The sequence below is a fragment of the Bacillus sp. C1 genome (assembly GCF_054570475.1).
This window is the reverse complement of sequence record NZ_JBTMZT010000001.1, coordinates 719,509-736,665: the sequence shown is the minus strand read 5'-3', so window position 1 is coordinate 736,665 and position 17,157 is coordinate 719,509. Positions and strand designations below refer to the sequence as shown.

At 36.5% G+C, this 17,157-nt stretch carries 17 protein-coding genes, 1 pseudogene and 1 other annotated feature; all 18 genes and pseudogenes read right to left on the bottom strand.

Going from position 1 to position 17,157, the window contains the following annotated elements; genetic code table 11:
* Positions 1 to 111 precede the first annotated feature (111 nt).
* Complete coding sequence (locus ACX5JI_RS03970; protein WP_459499783.1) at positions 112 to 441, bottom strand: TraR/DksA C4-type zinc finger protein; 330 nt, start codon at positions 439 to 441, stop codon at positions 112 to 114.
* A gap of 222 nt (positions 442 to 663) precedes the next feature.
* Positions 664 to 3,429: an isoleucine--tRNA ligase gene (ileS2, locus tag ACX5JI_RS03965; RefSeq protein ID WP_459499782.1), complete on the bottom strand. Its 2,766-nt coding sequence runs from the start codon at positions 3,427 to 3,429 to the stop codon at positions 664 to 666.
* Between the two features lie 82 nt (positions 3,430 to 3,511).
* Positions 3,512 to 3,735 (bottom strand) — a binding site (T-box leader).
* A gap of 51 nt (positions 3,736 to 3,786) precedes the next feature.
* On the bottom strand, positions 3,787 to 4,293 hold the full coding sequence (gene divIVA, locus ACX5JI_RS03960) for a septum site-determining protein DivIVA (protein ID WP_016116021.1): 507 nt from the start codon (positions 4,291 to 4,293) through the stop codon (positions 3,787 to 3,789).
* A 93-nt stretch (positions 4,294 to 4,386) separates the two neighbouring features.
* Positions 4,387 to 5,160, bottom strand: coding sequence for a YlmH family RNA-binding protein (locus ACX5JI_RS03955; RefSeq protein ID WP_459499781.1), 774 nt, complete (start codon positions 5,158 to 5,160; stop codon positions 4,387 to 4,389).
* A gap of 15 nt (positions 5,161 to 5,175) precedes the next feature.
* On the bottom strand, positions 5,176 to 5,439 hold the full coding sequence (locus tag ACX5JI_RS03950; protein WP_459499780.1) for a YggT family protein: 264 nt from the start codon (positions 5,437 to 5,439) through the stop codon (positions 5,176 to 5,178).
* Positions 5,440 to 5,445: 6 nt separating this feature from the next.
* Positions 5,446 to 5,904 (bottom strand): cell division protein SepF, encoded by a 459-nt coding sequence (locus ACX5JI_RS03945; RefSeq protein ID WP_459499779.1) that lies wholly within the window; start codon positions 5,902 to 5,904, stop codon positions 5,446 to 5,448.
* 19 nt (positions 5,905 to 5,923) lie between these two features.
* Entirely contained in the window at positions 5,924 to 6,598 is a 675-nt protein-coding gene (locus ACX5JI_RS03940; protein WP_459499778.1) for a YggS family pyridoxal phosphate-dependent enzyme, read from the bottom strand.
* A 5-nt stretch (positions 6,599 to 6,603) separates the two neighbouring features.
* Entirely contained in the window at positions 6,604 to 7,413 is an 810-nt protein-coding gene (gene pgeF / locus ACX5JI_RS03935; protein WP_459499777.1) for a peptidoglycan editing factor PgeF, read from the bottom strand.
* Positions 7,414 to 7,529: 116 nt separating this feature from the next.
* Positions 7,530 to 7,808, bottom strand: coding sequence for a YlmC/YmxH family sporulation protein (locus ACX5JI_RS03930; protein ID WP_459499776.1), 279 nt, complete (start codon positions 7,806 to 7,808; stop codon positions 7,530 to 7,532).
* A 120-nt stretch (positions 7,809 to 7,928) separates the two neighbouring features.
* Positions 7,929 to 8,708, bottom strand: a complete 780-nt coding sequence (gene sigG, locus ACX5JI_RS03925) for an RNA polymerase sporulation sigma factor SigG (RefSeq protein WP_003199794.1) — start codon at positions 8,706 to 8,708, stop codon at positions 7,929 to 7,931.
* A 171-nt stretch (positions 8,709 to 8,879) separates the two neighbouring features.
* Entirely contained in the window at positions 8,880 to 9,599 is a 720-nt protein-coding gene (sigE, locus tag ACX5JI_RS03920) for an RNA polymerase sporulation sigma factor SigE (RefSeq protein WP_459499775.1), read from the bottom strand.
* A gap of 19 nt (positions 9,600 to 9,618) precedes the next feature.
* Complete coding sequence (gene spoIIGA / locus ACX5JI_RS03915) at positions 9,619 to 10,536, bottom strand: sigma-E processing peptidase SpoIIGA (protein ID WP_459499774.1); 918 nt, start codon at positions 10,534 to 10,536, stop codon at positions 9,619 to 9,621.
* Positions 10,537 to 11,150: 614 nt separating this feature from the next.
* Positions 11,151 to 12,305 carry a cell division protein FtsZ gene (gene ftsZ, locus ACX5JI_RS03910; RefSeq protein ID WP_459499773.1) on the bottom strand — a complete coding sequence of 385 codons (1,155 nt, stop codon included), beginning with the start codon at positions 12,303 to 12,305 and terminating at the stop codon, positions 11,151 to 11,153.
* 39 nt (positions 12,306 to 12,344) lie between these two features.
* Complete coding sequence (gene ftsA, locus ACX5JI_RS03905) at positions 12,345 to 13,646, bottom strand: cell division protein FtsA (protein WP_459499772.1); 1,302 nt, start codon at positions 13,644 to 13,646, stop codon at positions 12,345 to 12,347.
* 183 nt (positions 13,647 to 13,829) lie between these two features.
* A pseudogene (locus ACX5JI_RS03900) lies at positions 13,830 to 13,925 on the bottom strand (small basic protein); the annotation flags it as partial.
* Positions 13,926 to 14,029: 104 nt separating this feature from the next.
* Positions 14,030 to 14,815, bottom strand: coding sequence for a cell division protein FtsQ/DivIB (locus ACX5JI_RS03895; protein WP_459499771.1), 786 nt, complete (start codon positions 14,813 to 14,815; stop codon positions 14,030 to 14,032).
* A gap of 98 nt (positions 14,816 to 14,913) precedes the next feature.
* Positions 14,914 to 15,819 carry a UDP-N-acetylmuramate dehydrogenase gene (gene murB / locus ACX5JI_RS03890; RefSeq protein WP_459499770.1) on the bottom strand — a complete coding sequence of 302 codons (906 nt, stop codon included), beginning with the start codon at positions 15,817 to 15,819 and terminating at the stop codon, positions 14,914 to 14,916.
* Between the two features lie 50 nt (positions 15,820 to 15,869).
* Positions 15,870 to 16,973, bottom strand: a complete 1,104-nt coding sequence (gene murG / locus ACX5JI_RS03885) for an undecaprenyldiphospho-muramoylpentapeptide beta-N-acetylglucosaminyltransferase (protein WP_459499769.1) — start codon at positions 16,971 to 16,973, stop codon at positions 15,870 to 15,872.
* Between the last annotated feature and the right edge of the window lie 184 nt (positions 16,974 to 17,157).

The following is a 17,157-nucleotide window of genomic DNA, read 5'->3' as shown; positions in this document are numbered from 1 at the left end:
ACAAAGACAGTGTACCTCAAAATTTTAGCATAGCTACGACCTTTTCACAATGAACCTTTACGGTAAGAATAAAATAAAATGAAAAAAGGCAATATAATATCGTTGTGCCTATCAGACATTTACTTTCTCATATAAAAATTCATGAATTGTACGAGCTGTTGGCATCATTTGCATTTTCTTTACAGGAATATATTTCCCTGTTTCTTCACAAACCCCATACATATCAATTTCCATTTTAAATAGTGCTCGTTCCACATCTTTTAAATCTTCTCTTATATCATGTAAAAACAACTTCTTTTTCGCATCTTCCTTCATTTCATAGCCTAGTTCTTGCCCAAATTCCATATGGTATGTGTGCATCGCTTCTTTTGCCAGTCGCTCCTGTAATTCTTTTTTCATCAATTGTAATTCTTCTTTGATTTCCATATAGATTTCATTCACGTATACATTCCTCCCGGCTGCAATGTACCGTTAGTGTGTCCGAAAAATTCTCACTTACCGCTCACACATTTTTCCTTCCTAGGAAATTGCTTAACAATCTCCTTCACCTTATCCAATAGAAAAGTCCATAACCAATCGAATTTCCCATCCTTTTGCTAAAAATTCTTCCTCAATATAAAAAACTGACTGCTGGAATAGCAGTCAGTTTTCATTATCACATTATTATTTCACATAGTTTTCTTTTACAACTGTTGCACAACGCTCACATAATGTCTCATGCTCAGCGTCCTTACCAATTGTTTCAGAAACAACCCAGCAACGTTCACATGTTTCACCAGTTGCCTGTGCTACGACAACAGCTGTATGCTCATATTTCGGAGCATCTGCTGGAGCTTCTTCCATTGTTCCGCCAAGTTTATACTCAGAAACAATAAACAATTGTTTTAAATCTTCACTAATCGATTCTAATGTTTGTTTCATTTCTACAGTTGGATATAACGTAATACTTGCATTTAATGACTTACCGATTACTTTTTCATTACGAGCCACTTCTAAAGCTTTTAATACGTCATCGCGAAGTGTCATAAATGCATCCCACTTTGTTTTTAATGCTTCTGCACCTTCTACTTCTACAGCTTCTGGCATATCAGTTAGCTGAACGCTTTCTTCTACAACACCAGGAACATATGGCCATACTTCATCAGCTGTATGAGGTAAGATTGGTGTTACAAGTTTTGTTAATGCAACAAGAACATCATAAAGAACTGTTTGAATGGCACGACGATCATGCTGATTTGCAGCTTCGATGTATAAAATGTCTTTTGCAAAGTCTAAATAGAATGAGCTTAAGTCAATTGTACAGAAGTTATGAATCGCATGGTACACTGCCGCAAAGTCATATGTTTCGTATGCTTCTTTTACTTTTGTAATTAAGTCATTTAATTTTACTAGCATATAACGATCCACTTCACGTAGTTCCGCTTTTGCTACTGCATCTTGACTTGGATTAAAATCAGCTAAGTTTCCTAATAAGAAACGGAATGTGTTACGGATTTTACGATATACTTCTGCTACTTGTTTTAAAATATCATCTGAAATACGTACATCAGATTGATAATCAACAGAAGACACCCACAGACGTAAAATATCTCCGCCTAATTGATCCATAATTTTCTTCGGTACAACAATGTTCCCGATGGATTTACTCATTTTACGGCCTTCACCATCTAGTACGAATCCATGACTTAAGACACCTTTATATGGCGCTTTACCTGTTACTGCGACTGCTGTTGATAATGAAGAGTTAAACCAGCCGCGGTATTGATCAGATCCCTCTAAGTATAAATCAGCTGGACGTTGTAAGTCCTCACGCTCTTCTAAAACAGCTTGGTGTGAAGAACCTGAATCAAACCATACGTCCATAATGTCTGTTTCTTTACGGAATTCGCCATTTGGACTAGATGGATGTGTAAATCCTTCCGGTAATAAATCCTTCGCTTCACGTTCAAACCATACGTTAGAACCGTTCTCACGGAATAGACCTGCTACATGATTGATTGTTTCATCCGTAATAATTGGATCGCCATTCTCTGCATAGAAAACAGGAATTGGTACACCCCAAGCACGTTGACGAGAAATACACCAGTCACCACGATCACGAACCATGTTATGAAGACGTGTTTCCCCCCATGCTGGCACCCATTTCGTTTCTTGAACAGCTTGTAATAGCTCCTTGCGGAACGCTTCAATAGATGCAAACCATTGCGCTGTCGCACGGAAAATAATTGGTTTTTTCGTTCTCCAGTCATGTGGATAAGAATGTGTGATAAATGTTAATTTTAATAACGCGCCAACTTCCTCTAATTTTTCCGTAATTGGTTTATTCGCTTTATCGTAGAATAAGCCTTCAAATCCAGGTGCTTCACTTGTTAATACACCTTTATCATCAACTGGGCAAAGAACTTCCAATCCATATTGTTTACCAACAAGGAAATCGTCTTCCCCGTGTCCAGGCGCCGTATGTACACAACCTGTACCAGCGTCTGTTGTAACGTGCTCACCAAGCATAACTAAAGAATCACGCTCATAGAATGGATGCTGCGCAACCGTGTACTCAAGTTCGCTACCTTTAACTGTTTTCACGACTTCAGTATTTTCCCATTCTAACGTTTTAGACACTGTATCAAATAGTTCAGAAGCAATAATATATTTTTCACCATTTACTTTCACAATACTGTATTCAAGTTCTGGGTGAACAGAAATACCTAAGTTGGCTGGTAATGTCCAAGGTGTTGTTGTCCAAATGATAAATTTCTCATCGCCTTCTAATACGTTTTTCCCGTCCTTTACTGGGAAAGCTACGTAAATAGATGCTGATTTTTTATCTTGATATTCAATCTCAGCCTCAGCCAAAGCAGATTCACTCGTTGGAGACCAATAAACAGGCTTTTGTCCTTTATAAATGTAACCTTTTTTCGCCATTTCACCAAACACTTTAATTTGTTGTGCTTCATACGCTGGCTCTAAAGTAATGTACGGGTTATCCCAATCTGCACGTACACCTAGACGTTTAAACTGCTCGCGTTGACGATTGACTTGTTCATATGCGTACTCTGCACATAATTTACGGAATTCTGCCACTGTCATTTCTTTACGCTTTACACCTTTATTTGTTAAAGCTTGCTCAATTGGTAAACCATGTGTGTCCCAGCCTGGTACATATGGTGCGCAATATCCAGTCATCGATTTGTAACGAACAATAAAATCTTTTAATACTTTATTTAATGCGTGTCCCATATGAATGTCACCATTTGCATATGGAGGACCATCATGCAGTACAAATAAAGGACGACCTTTTGTATGTTCTTGTACTTTTTCATAAATGTTCATCTCAGCCCATTTTTCTTGCATTGCAGGCTCACGTTTTGGTAAATTCCCACGCATTGGGAATTCTGTTTTCGGCATTAGTAATGTATTTTTGTACTCCATGCTCAATTCCTCCTCGAATATATAAAAGAAAAGCTCTTTTTCTAAATAAAACGGAATAAAAAAGAGACCTTCTCATCCCCCAAAAAGGGACGAGAAGGTCTCCCGCGGTACCACCCTAGTAGACCATACATATAAATTGGTCCTCTTTATATTCTTAACGCGAATATACGCCTACGCTTACTTTTTTTTGTTCAGCGTGGAACTCCAGGGTGATCTTCCCGTTTATCTCCTTATCCTGAGCTTACACCGTCCTCAGTTCGCTATATAAGGTATGAAAAAGGTACTTATCCCTATCTTCGTTTTTCTTAATAAATATGTTGTTTAAAATTATATGTAATAATGAGAAAAACGTCAAGCTTACACTGTTTCTTCTTTCTTTAATAGCTCGTCCACTTCTTCTTCTAACTCAATTAATTTGTCCCAATCATCGTTGTTTAACATTTCCAGCTGGGCTTCTAATAGCATACGGAAACGCGTACGGAATACTTTCGCTTGTTTCTTTAACTCTTCAATATCAAATGCAACTTTTCTTGATTTTACTAAAGCTTCATTAATGATACGATCTGCATTTTTTTCCGCTTCACGTACAATTAATTTCGCTTCTTTTTGTGCATTACGCTTTACTTCTTCCGCCGCTTCTTGTGCAACGACGATAGATTTATTTAACGTATCTTCAATGTTAGAGAAATGATCTAATTTCCCTTCTAGCTGGGCAACTTTTTCTTCTAATGCTTTTTTTTCACGAATGACCAATTCATAATCTTTAATGATCTGATCAAGAAACTCATTTACTTGATCCTCATCATAGCCACGGAATCCACGACCAAATTCTTTGTTATGAATATCTAATGGTGTTAACGGCACAAACGCCACCTCCAAGTAGTTATCTAAATTTTCCTCTTTTAATTATATCTTTTTTCTTCGACAAAATAAGAGATTTTCCTTCTAAAAAACCAATCATTTTAGTATACCATACAAAACTCTCCATTTGTCGCGTTTCGTTTTTCCTTCTACAGAAAATAATTTACTCCGGCCGTATCCTCTAACTGAAAAAACATCACCTGGAAAACATTCGTATGCAATTTGCTCAACCGTTTTCCAATTTACTTTCACAAGACCATTTTTTATAAGCGGTTGTACTTTTTGTCGTGATATATGAAGCATTTCAGCTAGTAAGACATCTAGCCGAAGTGATGAGACAGTTCCGGACTGTTCTCTCCATTCTTCTTGCAATCGCAATACTTTATTTGCTTGTACCGAGGAGAGTGAGACCTTCATTTTCCCTATCGATTGTAAATTCATTTCAATGTACGAAACAATTTCTTTTGCAACTATAATTTGGGCACGATTTTCTTGAAGCAAAATATCACCACATTTTTCTCTTGTGAGACCAAGAGACATAAATGCCCCTAATATTTGCCTATGTTCAAGCACATAAAACTTGGAAGGATAGTCAATTTCTAATACTTCAACTTGAAACTCTTCTTCATTTACATTCAGGTAACTCGGATAAATAAGAGCTCTTTTCCTTTCCGCTTTTGGCGCAGCACCATAAAACCACAAAGTAGCATCTCCTTGATTTCCCACTATCATCGCAACAATTTGTTGCTGACGTGGATCAAGAAAATCCGTTAGTTTCACTTGATGATATTCTTCAGCCACCTGTTTCCATTCTAATGCTTTATCAACAAAGACCGCTTCTTCAGGTCTAAAATGCTCATAGATGCTCATTCGTTCAACCTCTTATTACAAGAAATAACGAAACAGACTTACTAAACCACTGCTAGCCAATCTCAGCGCAATAATTGCGACAATAGGAGAAATATCAATCATACCAAAAGGCGGGATAAATCTCCGAAACGGCTCTAAATATGGTTCACAAATACGCGCTAAAAAATCACCAAATTTCGATTCCCTAGCCCCAGGAAACCAAGATAGCAGAATATAGATAATAAGCGCCCAGGAATAGATTTGGATAATCCAAAGCAATGCTTGCAAAATAGTTATCATGGCCTATTACCACCTCTTTATATTTGTCTCTTCCTCTTCACCGAACAACTCAGAAATGGCTCCAACAATATCTACAGTCTCAGGTGTACAAATAAATGTTTTTGGTCCTAATTTTTGAATATCCCCGCCTATAGCGTATACAGTACCACTTAAAAAGTCAACGATACGCACAGCTTGATCTGTAGACATTCTTTGCAAATTAATGACAACAGCTCTTCTTCCCTTCAAATGATCCGCAATACCTTGTGCTTCCGAATATGTACGCGGTTCTAGTAAAACAACTTTAGAAGACTGCTTTGCTGTCTCAATACTTACAATATTTTGTTTTGGCTGTGCTTTCGTAATCGGGATATCCTGCTGCTGAGGTTCCTGTTTTTTCATTTCAACTTGCTCCTTTTCCTTTTCGTAAGCTTCTCGCTCTTCCGGTGTGTCAAAAAAGAAGTACTTTACTTTTGACCAACTCATAATAACATTCTCCTTCCTTTTACGCTTTTCCTACTAAAATCGTTCCCAAACGAATATATGTAGCGCCTTCTTCAATTGCAATTGTATAATCATTTGACATTCCCATCGACAACTCCTCACATGGAGCGTACGATAACTCTAGTTCTTGCACTTGCTTTTGTAACCCACGCAACGCTTTAAAACAATGACGAATTTCTGATTCTTCCTCAGTGAATGGTGCCATTGTCATCAAGCCAACTACTTTAATTTTGTCAAACTCTTGCAAAGCACGAATGAACGCAATCGTCTCCTCAGCTGCTATCCCTTGCTTTGATTCTTCAGCTGATGTTTTCACTTGTACAAAACATCGAACCTCTTTTGTAGCCCGTTTTTGGATTTCTTTTGCTAGCGAAATGCGATCTAATGAATGTAAATAGGCAACTTCATTAATAATTTCTTTTACTTTTCTCGTTTGTAACGAACCAATGAAATGCCAGTTTACTTCTGAGCCAAAATGCTCATACTTTTGTAAAAAACCTTCATTACGATTTTCACCTAAATGAGTCAATCCAGCTTCTATTACTTCATTTGTTTTTTCAATTCCTACTGTTTTGGTGACTGCAACGAGCTTAATCTCTTGTACCGAGCGCCCCGCTCGTTCACATGCTGTTTTAATTTCCTCATTTACAAATGTTAAATTCTCTCGTACTACCACTGTTTTCAATCCTCCTTAAAGCCTATGAAACTCAACATTCTTCCTGTTTTCCCTTGATCACGGCGGTGTGAGAAGAACAATCGTTCTTCACAGCTTGTACAAAGAGACGACATCACAATATGCTCTTCTTTTATGCCTGCTTGTATGCATAATATACGATTGATTTCTTTTAAATCAATTGCATATTGTCCGTCTGAAATCACTTTATATGGAACAGGTCCGTTTACTGCTTGTTTTGCGGCTGATAATACACGATCATCAACTACATAACAGCAGGACCCAATGGCTGGTCCAATTGCAACATACATCTCATGAACTGGTACCCCTTCTTCATTCCACTTTTGAATCATTTCTTTTGCAATTTCTTTTACAGTACCCTTCCATCCAGCATGGGCAAGTCCTATCATACCATGTGATGGTGCATAGAAATAGAGTGGAACACAATCAGCATAACACGATGTTAAACATACATCTCTATCCGTTGTATAAATACCATCTGTACTTGGAATACCATCTTCATATAAATAGATTCCTCGTCCTTTTTCTCCGTGCCCTACTTTTTCAACGTGATGATCATGAACTTGCTCTGAACAAATCCAATTTTCTAATGGCTGTTGTAACTTGTTCGCTAAAATACGTCTATTTTCATGAACATTCTCCATTACATCATTTACATGTAACCCTAAGTTCATCGCATGAAAAGAACCTGTACTTACTCCGCCCTCTTTTGTCGTAAACCCTGCAGTAATGTTTCCAAGTTCTTTCCACGCTTGTAAATACAATATACCGTCCTCATATATAAATGGCTCTCTCATAAAACGGCTCCTTCTAATAAAATAACATAAAAAAGTATGATATTTCTTGTCTATTTTACCATACTTCTATTTTTCCATAATGACAACATAAAAAAAAGAGGAATTTGTAATATTATTTAAGAAATTGTCGGTGTTTGTATAGATTCTGTTACAGAATCTACATGATCAGCTCTTACTAAGATTACATCCTCTCCAATTTTTACAATTTGCTTCCACGGAATAATAAATTCGGCCTCTTTTCCAAATATTCCGAGCATACGTGCCTGCTTTGAAATAATAACTGCTTGAATCTTTCCAGTGTTCATATCAATATCTATATCACTAATATTTCCAAGCTTTTTTCCGTCAGAGACATTTACAACATCCTTAATTTGAAATTCTGAAATCCGTATCATTGTCATTCTCCTCCTGCCAATAGCTTCATTTTATTTTCATTATATGAACACACGATCTTTCATATGAACAGAATCTTACGGTGTACAACTTAAAAAGACCTCATCTTAAATGATGAGATCTTATCCTTGAATTGTTTTATTCATTTGTTTAATTGCTGACTTTTCAAGACGTGATACTTGAGCTTGAGAAATTCCAATCTCTTCCGCAACTTCCATTTGTGTTTTCCCTTGAAAAAAACGTTTTCGAATAATCATTTTTTCACGATCATTTAACCGTTTCATTCCTTCTTTCAACGCCAATTCTTCCACCCATTGCTCGTCCCTTTGTTTATCATCACTTAGTTGATCCATTACAAAAATAGGATCGCCTCCATCATTATAAATTGGTTCGAATAATGATACTGGATCTTGAATAGCATCAAGTGCAAAGACGATTTCTTCATGTGTCACTTCAAGTACTTTTGCAATATCCATCGCCGTTGGCTCTTTTGAATTTTCAGCAATTAACTTTTCTCTAACTTGCAATGCTTTATACGCAATATCTCGCAGTGAACGAGAGACGCGAATCGGATTGTTATCCCTTAAATATCTGCGAATTTCTCCAATAATCATCGGCACAGCATATGTTGAAAATTTAACGTTTTGGCTTAAGTCAAAATTATCAATGGATTTCATAAGTCCAATGCAGCCAACTTGAAATAAATCATCAACAAATTCTCCTCTGTTGTTAAATCGCTGAATGACGCTCAGTACAAGACGTAAGTTTCCATTTACTAATTTCTCTCTTGCGCTTATCTCTCCACTTTGCATTTCTCGAAATAATTTACGCATCTCTTCATTTTTTAGTACTGGAAGTTTAGCTGTATCAACACCGCAAATTTCTACTTTGTTTCTCGTCAAAGTGTTCCCTCCTATCGGGAGTTGCTGTACAGTGTAAAGTATCTCCTTTGAAGGGAATTTTATGCATACCATTTTTCTAGTATTTTCAAATAAAAAATACAATAAAACCAATCGGAATACCGATTGGTTTTATGTGCCCACCTTGATAATACAAGTTTTGTAAGTTCTATTTTATACCATTTTATTAAATTCTTTTCGAAGCCTTTTTATAATTCTTTTTTCAAGTCGAGAAATGTAAGACTGCGAAATCCCCAGCATATCTGCTACATCTTTTTGCGTTTTTTCTTCTCCCCCTGCGAGCCCAAAGCGAAGCTCCATAATTTGCTTTTCACGATCATTCAATTGATGTAGAGCTTTCATAAGAAGATGCCTATCTACAGTAGCCTCTAAGTCTTTTGTAATAATGTCATCATCCGTACCAAGAACATCTGATAGTAATAATTCATTCCCATCCCAATCAATATTTAATGGTTCATCGAATGATACTTCCGAACGATTCTTATTATTTCTACGTAAATGCATTAAAATTTCATTTTCTATACAACGTGATGCATAAGTTGCGAGTTTTATTTTCTTTTCAGGATTGAATGTATTCACAGCCTTAATAAGACCAATTGTTCCTATACTGATTAAATCCTCAATATTAATTCCTGTATTTTCAAATTTACGTGCGATATACACAACAAGCCGTAAGTTACGCTCAATCAGTAATGATCGTGCCGCTTGATCACCTTTTGGCAATTTATTAAGGAGTACCTCTTCCTCCTCTTTTGTCAAAGGCGGTGGTAATGCCTCACTTCCACCAATATAGTAAATTTCATCGGTCTTAATTCCAAGTTTCAGCAATACTTTATACCAAAGATATATAAAATAAAATTTTATTTTCCCCATATTCTCCCACCTCTCATAATTAAGCAATTGTCACTTTCTGTGATATCAACATTTTCGGATGTACGATACATTGATATTCTCCATTTGTAGATAATTGCTGTGTATTTAAGCCGATTAATACTTTGTTTACAACCAGATTGTTTCCTTCATGATGGATTTGAACAATATCTGGTTTAATTGCCCATAAAAATTGATGATTAACCCCTACTGCTCGAAAAGGAATTAAGCGTAGCCTCGTTGCCCAGCCCGAATCATTTTCTGGTATTTGAGGAATCTCTGTTTTTGAATAAATCTGTTCTGTTAACCATGTTGGTAAACAATGCTCTAATGATGAAATATGCATAATCATAACCGGTGTTTTCGTCAACGGATCATAAAGCTGATTTCCACTATCAATCAAGCCATCTAATATAATTTCATTGTCAACAAGTTTAATATTCACCTGTACAATTTGGTCATAATGAATCTTAGTCACTTCCACATTTTCAATACGTTTTTTGGAAAAATAATAAATAATTGGAAAACCAAAAATGACAAACATCCAACTTATAGGATCACCATAAGAGATTGATTTTACCTGGACTAACCCATCTACCATTTCATTTGTTTGCAGAAAAAAATGAGTTCCAATTAATCCTCCCCCTACCATAAATGTTACAAAATAAAAGGTGAAAATAGTCTGTATATAATCTCTGAAAGTAGAAAACCCAAACGCTGTATACACAATAAGTAACGAGTATACTAGTTTCATAATTGGATGCGTCATTAAAGAAGCAAAAGGAGTAAAGGCAAAAATAACAATCGTAGAACCAATAAACGCTCCTAGCACAAGCCTCCATCTTTTGATCCTCTTTTTTAACACAGTTGCTGTTAATAAAAGTAAAAGAAAATCAATGCAGGCGTTTAACAACCAAACAACATCGGCGTAAACAACCAAACAATTCACCTCTTTTTTTTAGTTGAGACTAGTATAAAGCATATCCAATAGGAAAGTGTGTCAATTTACGGAGGGGTTTTTTTGTTATTTTGTGGTTTCTAGACATAATCTGTCGTGAGGTATATATATAAATACAAATTGAAAAAATGACATAAAACCATTCTTTTTAGGGGGGAGAGAGCATCCGGCCATGCATAGAAGCGGTCAGCCCCTCTTCCTGCCCCATGCCAAGTGAAAACAAAGAGAGAAAATGAGTGTAGTACACTTTTTGTTCTTCCTAGCAGCGGGCTATGTGCCCTAAAATCAAAATGGATTTATATATTATGAATTTTCTACAAGTTAAGCGGTAGTATCGTTATAGAAATACAAATTGAAAAAATCGGCATCAAACTTAATCTTTGAGGACAAGCGCACATCTGCTCATTCATGAAAGCAATCAAAGCTTTTTTATTCCCCTTTCAGGTAAAAATAGAATGAGGAAATAAGTGGAGTAGCCCCACTCACCACTTATAAAGGAGGGAATCGAAGTAAATGTATAATAGTAAGAGAAGTTTTTTATTTAGAAACATGTAAGGTTATATACAAAAAAAGAAAGGAGCTCGGCTCCTTTCTTTTTATCGTCTACGACGGTTACGTAAAAACGCTGGAATATCAATATCATCTGAATCAGTATTACGTTCATGTACAAGAGGCTCTTCCCGTTTCACTTCGCGTTTTACTTCACGTTGTTTTGGTGGTTGAGCAGTTGGTTGCTGTTGTGCATGACTTGTAGTTGTTGTTGGACGTACGAATGGTTTTGGTGGCTGAACTGCAACACTATCATCAAAACCAGTTGCAATTACAGTGACAACAATTTCATCCTTCAAACTTTCATTAATTACAGAACCGAAAATCATATTTACTTCTGGATCTGAAGCTGAAGCAACGATATCTGCCGCTTCTTGTACTTCATATAAACTTAAGTTTGTGCCTCCAGTAATATTCATAAGAACACCTTGTGCACCATCAATAGATGTTTCTAATAACGGACTAGAAATTGCACGTTTTGCTGCTTCTGCTGCACGATTTTCACCCGTTCCAACACCAATACCCATTAACGCTGAACCTTTATTAGACATAATTGTTTTTACGTCTGCAAAGTCTAGGTTAATGAGACCAGGTGTAGCGATTAAATCAGAAATACCTTGTACACCTTGTCGTAATACGTTATCCGCTTCACGGAATGCTTCAAGCATTGGTGTATTTTTATCAACAATTTCTAAAATACGATCATTCGGTATAACAATGATTGTATCCACATTATCTTTAAATGCTGTAATCCCAGATATAGCTTGTGTCGCACGTTTGCGACCTTCAAATGTAAATGGACGTGTTACAACACCAACTGTTAATGCGCCTAATTCCTTTGCAATTTGCGCGATAACTGGAGCTGCACCTGTACCGGTTCCACCGCCCATACCAGCTGTTACAAAGACCATGTCTGCACCGCGAAGTGCTTCTTGGATTTGTTCTTTACTTTCTTCTGCGGCTTTCTTCCCTACTTCAGGGTTTGCGCCGGCACCAAGTCCACGCGTTAACTTTCCGCCAATTTGCATTTTCGTTTCAGCTTTTGATAAATTTAATGCTTGCGCATCAGTGTTCACAGCGATGAAATCCACACCTTGTACACCGTGCTCAATCATACGGTTTACAGCGTTATTTCCTCCACCACCGACACCGATAACTTTTATGCTCGCTAATTGATCTTGAGTAGTATCAAACTCTAACATGTCGAAATCCCCCTAGAACCTCATTTTTCGTGTGCAATTTTAATCCCATAAATAGCGGAATACACGTTTTACTTTTGACATCATACGCTCGTTGTCTTCATTATTTTTGCTTTGCTGACGAGTTGTTTGTTTTGCAGGTTGTTGCTGTACCGGCATTGGTGCTGGTACGGGTTCAAAATGCGTTTCTTTTTCCTGAACATTTTTCCCGCGCAATTTCGCTTTTTGATAAGAATGTTTAATTAATCCAACCCCAATTGTATACTGTGGTTCGCGAACACCAATATAATCTGGGGTTGCTATACGAACATTTTCATGTAAAATATCATATGCAAGATCAAGAACACCTGGCATAGATGCGATTCCACCAGTAAGTACGTAACCAGACGCTACTTGGTTTACTCCTAGCTTTCGAACCTCTTCTTGAACGAACATCAAGATTTCCTCTACACGTGCCTCAATAATATCAGATAACTCTAATTGTGAATATTGTTCTGTTTGATCGCTTCCCATAATAGGAACAGTAAACACTTCTTCTTCCGATGCAGTATCATAAAAAGCATGTCCATATTTCAACTTAATTTGATCCGCATTTTCAGTGGAAGTTTTAAATCCGATAGCAATATCCTTCGTTATATGATCTCCACCTAAAGGCAATACACTTGTTGCTTGTAATTCCCCATCTTGAAAAATTGATAAAGTTGTAGAACCTCCGCCAATATCAACAAGAGCTACACCTCTATTTTTCTCATCAGAAGATAAAGCAACCGTCGCAGCTGCTAAAGGTTGCAGACAAATATCAACAATTTCAAGGCCCGCTTTTTCTACACAACGTAGTAAGTTATGTAATAACGTTCTTGAGCCTGTAATTAATGTGCCTTCCATTTCTAATCTTACACCGATCATCCCGCGTGGATCGTTAATCTCATCAAGACCGTCTACGATGAACTGTCGAGGCACCACATCAATAAACTCACGCTCAGGAGCAATTGATACAACTTGCGCTGCATCCAGAACGCGTAAGACATCTTCATTTCCAATTTCACGATCTTCATTTGAAACAGCGACAACTCCGTGACAAGGAAGAAGCTGCACTTGATTTGCATTCACACCTACAACAACTTGTTCAATGTGGATTCCCACCATACGCTCAGCTTGTTCAATTGCTTTTTTAATTGATCGAACAGTTTCGTCTATGTCAACTATGGAGCCCTTTTTCAAACCATTTGATTTTACGTTTCCAACACCAATAATGTTTAAACCATCATTAACCATTTCACCAATGATGACTTTAACATTGGATGTACCGATGTCAAGACTAACATATATTTCATTGCTGTTCATTCTTTGGCACCTCCTTCTTTATTTATACCATACAAATCAATATATGGAACAACAATCGCAGCTTTACTATTTATAAGAAAAATATTCAACGTCTTTATGTGTTTCCCTTTTTTAACCCTATATTTTTCTTATTTTTATTTAACATTCACTTATTGATATCACAGTAATCTGTGAATAACTGCTTTATCTTTGAAATAACTGTATTTCAAATGCAAAGATTACCGCCAAATATAAGTCTACACTAAGATGTACTCATAGAAAAGCTAAACTTGCACCAATCCTAGCATGAATCGAAGAAAATCTAATTATTTTTTACCAAATTAACCATAATTATAATGAATTTCGCACATAGAAGAACACAATTATATGCAAAAATGACTATTCTACTGCTTTTTTTCTCCATCATCTAAATATTTGAAGTAGGCGCCGACTTCTAAATCAATTAGAGCTTTTCTACCTGATTCTATATTTTTTATAATAAGTGGATATGCTTCCATTCGCTTAGCAAAATCTTGTATCGTTGTGCTCACTTCATACCCTTCATTCATATATAGAGTAAGATGATCTTCATTTGCATTCGTTGGAGCGTAGTGAATTTCAGAAATAGATCTGAGCGTAGTCGGGGTTAATTCTTCTAGCTCTTCAATTAACTCTTTCATTTTCTCTTCCTTAAACGGTTCAAAAATCGGAGCTGCGACCGGTAGTTTCCCATTCGGTAACACGTCAAGCGTTTTACCATTTTCTAAAAGCGGCTGTAACTTTCCACCCTTGTTTATATAACCTATCGTTACATACTCTTCGATATGAATGTCAATTTTATTGGGAAAACGTTTCTTGACATTCACTTTTTTAATTTCATTTCGTTTCGTTAAATTTCCTTCAGCCTTATGCGCCGTCACTCGAAAATAACTCATTTCATATGTAATTCCAGATTCCTTCATAACTTGTTCATCTGTCATATAATGATTTCCTAGAACACTTATCTTCTTTATATTACTAAGCGGAGACCGAAAATAAATTAAGAAAAGTACTAATAAAAATAAAATCGACACATATAGAATTAATCTCTGATTGACGGGCTTTTTCTTCTTCTTTGGGCTTTTTGGATTCGTTTGGTTCTTTAGTTTTGGTACACGATCTTGTAGTTTAATCACTTTACTATTTTTCATGTACGATCCCCCTATGTAACATAAAGAACGGCATGTTACGCATGCCGTTCTTATCTTCTAATTATACCATAAATGATAACGAGCGGAACAAATAACAGCTATCTTCCAATAATTTCTATTTCTGTATGCATGTCTACATCAAATTTTTCTTTAATTGTTTTTTTTACAAATGCAATTAAATCTAGCACATCTTGTGCTGATGCTGATCCTACATTGACAATAAAGTTTCCATGCATTTCGGAAATTTTCGCACCACCAATTTGATAACCACGTAGCCCTGTCTTTTCGACTAGATTTCCTGCGAAGCTTGGTCGTGGATTTCTAAATATACTACCCGCACAAGGGTGATTCCATGGCTGCGTTTCACGACGATACTCTTTATTCTGTTGCATTATATTAACTATTTTTTCACGATTCCCTGCTTTTAGCTGTAATTCTGCTTCTACTACAATACCAGAACGTTTTTCTTGTAATACAGAAGTACGATAGGAAAATTCCATCTCTTCTTTTGTTAACCACTTCATTGTACCATCTTCAAACATAATACGTGCTCTCACCAAGATTTCTGACATATCTGATTTATGTGCACCAGCATTCATATATACTGCCCCGCCCACACTTCCTGGGATACCACTAGCAAACTCTAATCCGGCTAAACCTTGGCGGCTAAGTAATGTTGACAGCTTAATAAGCGGATATCCTCCTCCAACTCGTACAGTAGTTCCTTCTACTTCTAAGTGATCTAATCCTTCTCCTAGAAGAATTACAACACCTTCGATACCTTTATCCGATATGAGAAGATTAGAGCCACGCCCAATCGCTGTCCACTTTGTGTTATATTTTTTGACTAAATTCAAAGTCTTTTCCACACCAGCAACACTACTTGGCACAATTAGAATATCAGCCGGTCCACCTATTTTTATAGTTGTGTAACGAGCTAAAGGTTCATTTTCTAACACTTTACCAACTTTCGCTTCGATAAGTTTCTTTGCTAATTGTTTCATGATGATCTCCCCCGTATGAAATCTCCGTATTACAGTAGTATGCAGGGTATTCACCTAACGTTATTTTGTACAAGTTGTTTCATCACTTCAAATAATCTATTGGCTGCATCCGGCATTCCTAACTGCGCAGCAGCCATTTTCATATTTTGTAATGTTTCTGTATGTAATAGAATTTCATCAATATCATGAAGAAGTGTTTCAGCAGTTAAATCTTTTTCAAGAAGCATTTTTGCTGCTCCCTTATCGACAACTGATCTCGCATTTTTCTCTTGATGATTATTCGTCACATAAGGACTCGGAATTAAAATACTCGGCTTTCCTAACGCTGTCAACTCTGCTAATGTTGTTGCACCAGCGCGTGAAACAACAAGATCCACACCAGTAAGTACCTCCGGCATATTATGAATAAATGGTTTAATAATTACATTATTCGGATTCCCTTTTTGTTTCACAGCTTCCATGACTTTATCATAATGCACTTCACCTGTAATATACAATACTTCATAATTTTTGTTACCTAATTGTTCAATTGCTGCCACAAATGCATCATTAATCGGTCTTGCTCCACGGCTCCCACCAAAAATAAGCACAGACTTTTTAGAAAGCGATAATCCAACAGAACGCTTTCCTGTCATACCGTTTTGGTTCATCACTTCTGACGCACGTGGATTTCCTGTCATGACAACTTTTGATTTCGGAAAATGTTCAGATGCTGCTTCAAAACAAACTGCAACTTTATCCACATAACGACTTAAAAATTTATTTGTTACACCAGGTACACTATTTTGCTCATGTACTATCGTTGGAATCCCTAATTTTGCTGCCGCATATACGACTGGACCACATACATAGCCACCTGTGCCAATTACAACATCTGGATTGAAACGACGAATATATCTTTTACTATCTTGTACACCTGTTAGAAAACGCATTACTGTTTTTACATTATCAAGAGATATTTTTCGTTTAAATCCACTAATGACGATTGATTGAAAAGGTATTCCTGCTTTTGGAACAATTGTACTTTCTAATCCATTTTCTGTACCAATGTATAAAAATCTTGCTTCAGGATGTAATTTTTTTATTTCTCTAATTAAAGCAAGAGCTGGATATATATGTCCACCTGTGCCACCACCGCTAACTAATACTCGCACTGCAAATTCCTCCGCTTCTCTATTCTAAATTCTATTATATATATTCGTATATTTATAATACACTTCCCGTTTTCCATATAAATCTATTGCGATTTTCCGACACATACATTGCTGATTCAACGAAGAGAGGAATGACTTATACTCATTTTCTCTCCCCTAAAAAAGAAAAGATCCACTTTATATG